General features: G+C 75.4%; 6 protein-coding genes and 1 pseudogene. 5 read left to right on the forward strand and 2 right to left on the reverse strand.

Translation table 11 applies throughout. The annotated features are described in order from the left end of the window. Positions 1-58 precede the first annotated feature (58 nt). Positions 59-1663, reverse strand: a complete 1605-nt coding sequence (locus tag ABZW03_RS11540; RefSeq protein ID WP_355255130.1) for an MFS transporter — start codon at positions 1661-1663, stop codon at positions 59-61. A gap of 216 nt (positions 1664-1879) precedes the next feature. Here ABZW03_RS11540 and ABZW03_RS11545 point away from each other — a divergent pair, with 216 nt between their 5' ends. The 5 genes from ABZW03_RS11545 to ABZW03_RS11565 all read left to right on the forward strand — a co-directional run bounded on the left by ABZW03_RS11545 (position 1880) and on the right by ABZW03_RS11565 (position 7264). Continuing rightward, entirely contained in the window at positions 1880-2560 is a 681-nt protein-coding gene (locus tag ABZW03_RS11545) for a TetR family transcriptional regulator (protein ID WP_355255133.1), read from the forward strand. A gap of 83 nt (positions 2561-2643) precedes the next feature. Beyond that, entirely contained in the window at positions 2644-3954 is a 1311-nt protein-coding gene (locus tag ABZW03_RS11550) for a sensor histidine kinase (protein ID WP_355255136.1), read from the forward strand. Next, the gene (locus ABZW03_RS11555; RefSeq protein WP_355255139.1) at positions 3951-4625 is read left to right on the forward strand and encodes a response regulator transcription factor; all 675 of its coding nucleotides are present in this window, start codon (positions 3951-3953) and stop codon (positions 4623-4625) included. Before ABZW03_RS11550 ends, ABZW03_RS11555 begins: the two co-directional genes overlap by 4 nt. Positions 4626-4805: 180 nt before the next feature. Continuing rightward, positions 4806-5930: an alpha/beta hydrolase gene (locus ABZW03_RS11560; RefSeq protein WP_355255142.1), complete on the forward strand. Its 1125-nt coding sequence runs from the start codon at positions 4806-4808 to the stop codon at positions 5928-5930. Positions 5931-5956: 26 nt separating this feature from the next. After that, on the forward strand, positions 5957-7264 hold the full coding sequence (locus ABZW03_RS11565) for an acyltransferase (RefSeq protein ID WP_355255145.1): 1308 nt from the start codon (positions 5957-5959) through the stop codon (positions 7262-7264). On the opposite strand, the pseudogene ABZW03_RS11570 reads toward ABZW03_RS11565, so the two are convergent. Further along, positions 7263-7332: pseudogene (locus tag ABZW03_RS11570) on the reverse strand (MogA/MoaB family molybdenum cofactor biosynthesis protein); the annotation flags it as partial. The gene ABZW03_RS11565 and the pseudogene ABZW03_RS11570 overlap by 2 nt on opposite strands.

Raw genomic sequence — 7332 nt, forward strand, 5'->3', positions numbered from 1 at the left:
TTGCGCGGCTCGGCGTTACGGGGACGCGGCGCTACGCGGCCCAGCCGCTACGCGGCCGTCAGATGTGCACGGCCGGGCCCGCGTCGGTGGCGCCGCGGCGGGTGAACAGGCCGAGCAGGGCGGCGGCGAAGGCCACCACGGCGGCCACCGCGAAGGCGAGCGACATGCCGCTGACGAAGGACTCGTGCACGGCTCCGGCCATCGCGTCCACCGCCTGCTGCGGGGTGCCGGCCGGGGCCGGCGGGGCGAAGCCGAGCTGGGCGGCCTGCTTGAGGCCCTCGCCCGCCTCGCCCTCGACCGGCGGCAGGCCGGCCTTAGCCCAGTTGCCCGGCAGCACGTCGCCGACCTTGGCGGCCATCAGCGCGCCCAGCGCCGCGGTGCCGAGGCTGCCGCCGACCTGCATCGCGGCCTGCTGGAGGCCGCCGGCCACGCCGGACAGCTCCAGCGGGGCGTTGCCGACGACCACCTCGGTGGCGCCGACCATGACCGGGCTGAGGCCGAGGCCCAGCAGGACGAACCAGAGCGACATCACGCCGTTGCCGGAGTCGGTCTCCAGCGTGGACATGCCGAACATCGCGGCGGTGGTGATCAGCATGCCGGCCACGATCGGGATGCGCGGGCCCAGCTTGCCGATCGCGATGCCGGCCAGCGGCGAGCCGACGATCATCATGCCGGTCATCGGCAGCAGGTGGACGCCGGCCTCGACCGGCTTCATCCCGTGCACGTTCTGGAGGTAGAAGGTCACGAAGAAGAGCGCGCCGAAGAACGCGAAGGCCATCAGCACCATCAGCAGCACGCCCGCCGACAGCGGCACCGAGCGGAACAGGCTGAGCGGGATCAGCGGCTCGCGGGCCTTGCCCTGCCAGAGCGCGAACAGCACCATCAGGACCACCGCGCCGCCCAGGAACAGCAGCGTCTTCGCGTCGCCCCAGCCCCACTCGGGGGCCTTGATGATGCCGAAGACCAGCGCGAACATGCCGACCGAGAGCAGCGCGATGCCGGGCAGGTCGAAGGACTTGGCGGCGTTCTCGGCCCGGACGTCCCGGAGGACCCACAGGCCCAGCGCCAGCGCGATCAGGCCGACCGGGATGTTGATGAAGAACACCGACTCCCAGTTGACGTGCTCGACCAGCAGGCCGCCGACGATCGGGCCGGCCGCGGTGGAGGCGCCGATCACGCCGCCCCAGATGCCGATCGCCATGTTGAGCTTCTCGGCCGGGAAGGCCCCGCGCAGCAGGCCGAGCGCGGCCGGCTGGAGCAGCGCGCCGAACAGGCCCTGGAGCACCCGGAAGGCGATCACGGTCTGGATGTTGCCGGCGAAGCCGATCGCGGCCGAGGTGGCGGCGAAGCCCACCGCGCCCACCAGGAAGGTGTTCTTGTGGCCGAACCGGTCACCGATCTTGCCGGCGGTGATCAGGAAGACCGCCAGGGCCAGCAGGTAGCCGCTGGTGACCCACTGGATCTCGGAGGGCGCCGCGTGCAGCTTCTCCTGGATCACCGGGTTGGCGATGGCGACGATCGTGCCGTCCAGCGCGACCATCATGACGCCGACCGCGACGGTCAGCAGGGTCAGCCAGGGGTGCCCCTTGAGGCCGCCCCCCGACGGTGGGTTCGGCGGCGACGGTGCGTCCGCCTCGGAGTTCTTCACGACGGACTGGCTCATCTGGGCCCTCCGGGGGCGTGGCTGGTGCGGGACGTGGTGGTGGCGCCCCGGCCCACCCGTCCCCACAGGTGCCCCGGCCCGACGGGCGCCACCCCGGCAGATTATGTCAGCCCCTGACATTCGGCAAACAGTGACTTCTGGCCACAACTGCCATTTGTCAGAGCGCTAGGGTTGTGCTCCCACCCGCCACACCCCGCGCTCCGGAAGGCCCCCGCCATGGCCGCTCACACCCCCCGCACCACCGACGCCCCGGAGGGCCCCGGGCGCGCGCCCGGACTGCGCGAGCGCAAGAAGCAGCAGACCCGCTACGCCCTGATCCAGGCCGCCCACCTGCTCTTCCTCCGGCAGGGCTTCGCCCACACGACCGTCGACGAGATCGCCTCCGCCGTCGACGTCTCCCAGCGCACCTTCTTCCGCTACTTCGCCAACAAGGACGAGGTCGCGCTCGCCGTGATGGCCGTCGCCGAGGACTACTTCATCGAGTGCCTGCGCCGCCGCCCGGCCGAGGAGACCCCGCTCCAGGCCCTGCGCGCCTCGATCGTCAAGGCCTGGCGCGACCTCGGCAGCGCGGAGATCTCCGGCCCCGGCTCGATCGGCAGCGCCCTGGAACTGCTGCGGATCATCGAGGAGACGCCCCCGCTGCTCGCCGCCCACCTGCGCCGGGTCACCGAACAGGAGCGGCTGGTGGTCCAGGTGCTCGCCGAGCGCGAGGGCCTGGACCCGGCCGAGGACCTGCGCCCGGTCGTGCTCGCCGCCGTCTTCGGCAGCCTGGTGCGCGCCGCCCACCTGTCCTGGAGCGCCGAGCAGGAGCCGGCCGGGCCCGAGGGCATGGTCGCGGTGATCGAGCGCCACTTCGACCAGCTCGGCCCGGCCCTGGCCGGCCACTGGCACGCCTGAGCGCCGGGTCGTACCGGAGTACTACCGCGGATACCGTCCCCCGGACGGACGCCCGGCGGCCGCCGCGCCCCTAATCTGGCCGGATGATCAACTCCTCCACCGGGTCCGGCCCGGGCGGCGCGGTGCGGGCCCTGCTCACCACGCTCGCCCGGCCGTCCGCCGACCACACCCCGCTGCTGGTCCGGTCGTCCCGCCCGTGGGTCCACCACCTCCCGTACGCCCTCGCGGTGGCCGCGATCGCTTCGCTGCTGCCCAGCGGGATCAACGTGATGACCGGCGACTACGGGCTCAGCGGGGGACTCGCCGGCGCCCTCGCGGTCGCCCAGACCGTCCCGCTGCTGCTCGCGGTGAGCCGGCCGCTGGCCGCCTGGTGGATGATCGGCGGCACCCACCTGCTGGCCGCCCTGCTGGCCCTGACCACCGGGAGCGGGACCGGCGGCCCCTGGCCGTGGATCCCCACCGGCCTGGTCGGCTACCTGTTCCTGATGGTCCCGCTCTCCCTCCGCGAACCGCGGCGCACCCTGGTCGCGGTCTGGCTGGTCACCGCCGGCGCCGGGCTCGCCCTGTCGGTCGCCGGGCTCGGCGCCGACTACACCGGGGACAACACCGTCCTCGCGACCGCCCTGACCGGCGCCGTCCTGGTGCTCGGCGGAGCCCTGCGGGAACGCGCCGAGGCGCGCCGGCTGCTCTCCGAGCAGGAGCAGATCAGCGAGGTCGAGCGCGAGCGCCGCACCCTGCTGGAGGAACGCGCCCGGATCGCACGGGAGTTGCACGACGTGGTGGCGCACCACATGTCGGTGATCGCGGTGCAGGCGGCCAGCGCGCCGTACCGGATCACCGGGGTCCCGGACGAGGCCGCCGAGGAGTTCGGCGCGATAGCCGGCACCGCCCGCGAGTCGCTGGCCGAGATGCGCCGGCTGCTCGGCGTGCTGCGCAGCGAGGAGTCCGGCGGGGAGAAGGCCCCGCAGCCCGGGGTCGGCCAACTCGCCCAGCTGGTCGAGACGGTGGGCCGGGCCGGGGTGCCGGCCGAGCTGGCGGTGGAGCCGGGCACGGTGGACCTGGTGCCGCAGGCCGTCGGCCTGTCCGCCTACCGGATCGTGCAGGAGGCGCTGGCCAACGTGGTGCGGCACGCCCCCGGCGCACGGACCTGGGTGTCACTGACCACGGACGGTCCGGCGCTGCTGGTGACGGTGGTCAACGGGCCGCCGCCGGAGCGCACCGAGTCGCTGGAGGCCTCGGTCGAGGGCACCGGACAGGGTCTGGTCGGAATGCGGGAACGCGTCCGGCTGCTCGATGGCAGGCTGGACACCGGCCCGCTGCCGGACGGCGGCTTCAAGGTGGCCGCCGTCCTGCCCCTCGACCGCCCAGACACCCCCCGGGAGACCACCGCATGACCATCCGCGTGATCATCGTCGACGACCAGGCCATGGTGCGCGCGGGCTTCGCGGCCCTGCTCAACGCCCAGAGCGACATCGACGTGGTGGGGGACGCGGCGGACGGCGCCCAGGCCCTGGAGGTCAACGGCCGCACCCACCCGGACCTGGTGCTGATGGACGTCCGGATGCCCGTCATGGACGGCCTGGAGGCGGCCCGGCGGCTGCTCGACCCGGCCGTGCCGGGCGCCCACCGGCCCAAGGTGCTGATGCTGACCACCTTCGACGTGGACGACTACGTGTACGAGGCGCTGCGCGCCGGGGCCAGCGGCTTCCTGCTCAAGGACGCCCCGCCGGCCGACCTGATCGCCGCGGTCCGGGTGGTCGCGGCGGGCGAGGCGCTGCTCGCCCCCTCGGTGACCCGCCGGCTGATCGAGGACTTCGCCCGCACCCGCCCGGCGCGGCGCCGCGACCCCAAGGTGCGGCTCAACGGCCTGACCCCGCGCGAGACCGAGGTGCTGGAGCTGATCGCCCGCGGCCTGTCCAACCAGGAGATAGCCGCCGCGCTGGTCCTCGCCGAGCAGACCGTCAAGACTCACATCGGGCGCATCCTCGCCAAGCTCGGCCTGCGCGACCGCGCCCAGGCGGTGGTCCTGGCCTACGAGTCCGGGCTGGTGACCCCCGGAGAGTAGGGGGGCTGCCCCCACCCCGGTGACCCCCCTCCCGCGAGGGGGGAAATCCTCCTGATACCCGGGTAGCACCCGGGAGTTGGCCCCGCGGTGTGACGTCCGCGGGGCCGTCGCGTTCCTACCTTCCTCTCCGTCGGCAGCCGAACCGAGTCGGCGGCCGGACGGACGAGGGGGAACAGGGACATGCGCGGAATCCGGGTCGGACGGGCGCTCGCCGCCGCCGTGGCGGCACTGGCGGTGGTGCTCGGCACGGGCGGCTGGGCCGCCGACACCCAGACCCCCGTCACCGGCCCGCCGCCCGGCAGCGCCGCCTGGACGGCCGACGCCTCGCTCGGCCGGCCGCTGCCCGACCCGGCCACCACCGACCCGGCCCGGGTGGCCGCCTTCTTCGCCGGACTGGGCCCCGCCCAGCAGGACGCCCTGGCCGCCCGTCACCCGCTGGTGGTCGGCAACCTGGACGGCGCCCCGGTCGCCCTCCGGTACCGGGCCAACGCGCTGGCCCTGACCGCCGAGCGCACCCGCGAACTCGCCCGGGCCGCCGACCCGGCCCTCACCCCGCAGGACCACGAGGCCGCCCGCACCCGCGCCGAGCGCTACCGCGCCCTGCTCGACGGCGGCCGGCAGATCCTCGCCTTCGACCCGCGCGGCCGCGGCCAGGTCGCCGAGGTGTACGGCGACCTGGCCACCGCCCGCCGCACCGCCGTGGTCGTCCCCGGCTCGGACATCGACCTGCTCCGCTTCGACCGCACCACCAACCCGTACGGCACCCCGGCCGGCATGGCCCGCGCGCTCCTGGACGCCACCGACCGGCGGACCGCCGTGATCGCCTGGGCCGGCTACACCACCCCGCTCGGTCTCGGCCCGGACGCCGCCACCGAGAACCTGGCCCGGGCCGGCGCCCCCCGCCTCACCCGGCTGCTCGACGGGCTCGCCGCCAGCACCCGCCCGCAGGCCCCGCCCACCCTGTTCTGCCACAGCTACGGCTCGGTGGTCTGCGGCCTGGCCCGCCCCACCCCCGCGCAGGCCTCCGGCGTGGTGGTGCTCGGCTCGCCCGGCATGGGCATCGACTCGGCCGCCGAGCTCGACCCCGGCGTCCCGCTCTGGGCCACCGCCCGCAACGGCTCCGACTGGATCGGTGACGTGCCCAACGTCCGGCTGCTCGGCCTCGGCCACGGCGCCGACCCGACCGCCCCCGGCTTCGGCGCCCGCCCGCTGCCCGCCACCGGATCCCACGGCCACAACGGCTACTTCGCCCCCGGCACCGCCTCCCTCGCCGCCTACGCCGCCGTCGCGCTCGGCCGCGCCTGACCGCCCGCACCGGAAGGAGCACCACCATGGCCAGCACCCTGCCCACCCGACCCCGCACCGCGCCGCCCCGCACCGCCCGGCCGCCCCGACCCGCGCGGCCGCTCACCGCCGTGCCACTCACCGCCCTGCGCCGCGCCGCCGCGCGGGTCGACGCGAAGACCCCGGCCGACCGCGGCCGAGCCCTGGACGGGCTGCGCGCCCTCGCCCTGCTCGCCGTCCCGGTCGGCCACTGGATGCTCGGCGGCTTCACCCGCTCCCCCGACGGCGTCCTGCACAACGCCAGCCCGCTCTCCACCCTCGGCTTCTTCGCCCCGGCCAGCTGGGTGCTCCAGATGCTCGGGGTGTTCTTCCTGGTCGGCGGCCACTCCTCGGTCCGCTCGCTGGAGCGGGCCCGGGCCAGGGGCGTGACCTACGGCGGCTGGCTGCTGGCCCGGAGCGTCCGGCTGCTGCGCCCGGTGCTCGGGGTGACGGCCGTCTGGGCAGCGCTGATCCCGCTGCTGCCCGCGCTCGGCGTCCCGGCGGACACCCTGCGCACCGGCGCCACCCTGGTGGTGCAGCCGCTCTGGTACATCGGGGTCTACCTGGGGCTGACCGCGCTCACCCCGCTCTGCGTGGCCGCCGGGCGCCGGCTGGGCGGCTGGTCGGCCGGCCTGCTGGTGGCCTCGGTCGCCGCCGTCGACCTGCTGCGCTACGGGCCGTGGGCCGGGGCGGTGCCGTCCTGGGTCGCGCTGCTGAACATCCTGCCGGGCTGGCTGTTCGGCTACCAGCTGGGCGTGCTCTGGGCGCAGGGCCGGCTCGGCCGCCCGGCGGCCCGGGTGCTGCTGCTCGGCGGCGGCGCGCTGTTCGCCGCGCTGCTGCTGGTCTTCCACTACCCGGCCAGCATGGTCGGCGTGCCCGGGGCCGAGCGGACCAACTCGCACCCGCCGTCCCTGCTGGTGCTCGCCCTGGCCGCGTTCCAGTGCGGTGCCGCGGTGCTGCTGCGGGAGCGGCTGGGCCGGCTGCTGACCCGCCGTCCGCTGCTCTGGCTGCCGGTCGTGGTGGTCAACCTGTCGGCGATGACGATCTTCTGCTGGCACCAGAGCGCGATGCTCGCCGTCGCCGTGCCCGGCGCGGCCGTCCTGGGCGCCGTCCCCGGGCTGACCACCGCGCCGGACTCGCTCGGCTGGGTGGCCGCCCGGCTGGCGCTGCTGCCGCTGTTCGGCGCCGTGCTGGTGGCGATCGGCTGGTACACCCGCCGGTTCGACGGCCCGTGGACGGCCTTCTCCCGGGGCGGCAAGGCGGTGGCCGGGGCCGCGGCGGCGCTCTTCGCGGCGTACGCGCTGGGCGTGGTGTGACGATCAGGGTACGTCCGGCGAGCCCGGCGAGCCCGCGGGAGAGCGCCGAGGTGGGCACCTTCTCCCGG

The sequence above is a fragment of the Kitasatospora sp. NPDC004799 genome (assembly GCF_040609095.1).
Taxonomy (GTDB): domain Bacteria; phylum Actinomycetota; class Actinomycetes; order Streptomycetales; family Streptomycetaceae; genus Kitasatospora.

Bases quoted from the DNA above. Each gene is read 5' to 3' on its own strand.
- ABZW03_RS11540 (WP_355255130.1), bottom strand. From the start codon at position 1,663: ATGAGCCAGTCCGTCGTGAAGAACTCCGAGGCGGACGCACCGTCGCCG.
- ABZW03_RS11545 (WP_355255133.1), top strand. From the start codon at position 1,880: ATGGCCGCTCACACCCCCCGCACCACCGACGCCCCGGAGGGCCCCGGG.
- ABZW03_RS11550 (WP_355255136.1), top strand. From the start codon at position 2,644: ATGATCAACTCCTCCACCGGGTCCGGCCCGGGCGGCGCGGTGCGGGCC.
- ABZW03_RS11555 (WP_355255139.1), top strand. From the start codon at position 3,951: ATGACCATCCGCGTGATCATCGTCGACGACCAGGCCATGGTGCGCGCG.
- ABZW03_RS11560 (WP_355255142.1), top strand. From the start codon at position 4,806: ATGCGCGGAATCCGGGTCGGACGGGCGCTCGCCGCCGCCGTGGCGGCA.
- ABZW03_RS11565 (WP_355255145.1), top strand. From the start codon at position 5,957: ATGGCCAGCACCCTGCCCACCCGACCCCGCACCGCGCCGCCCCGCACC.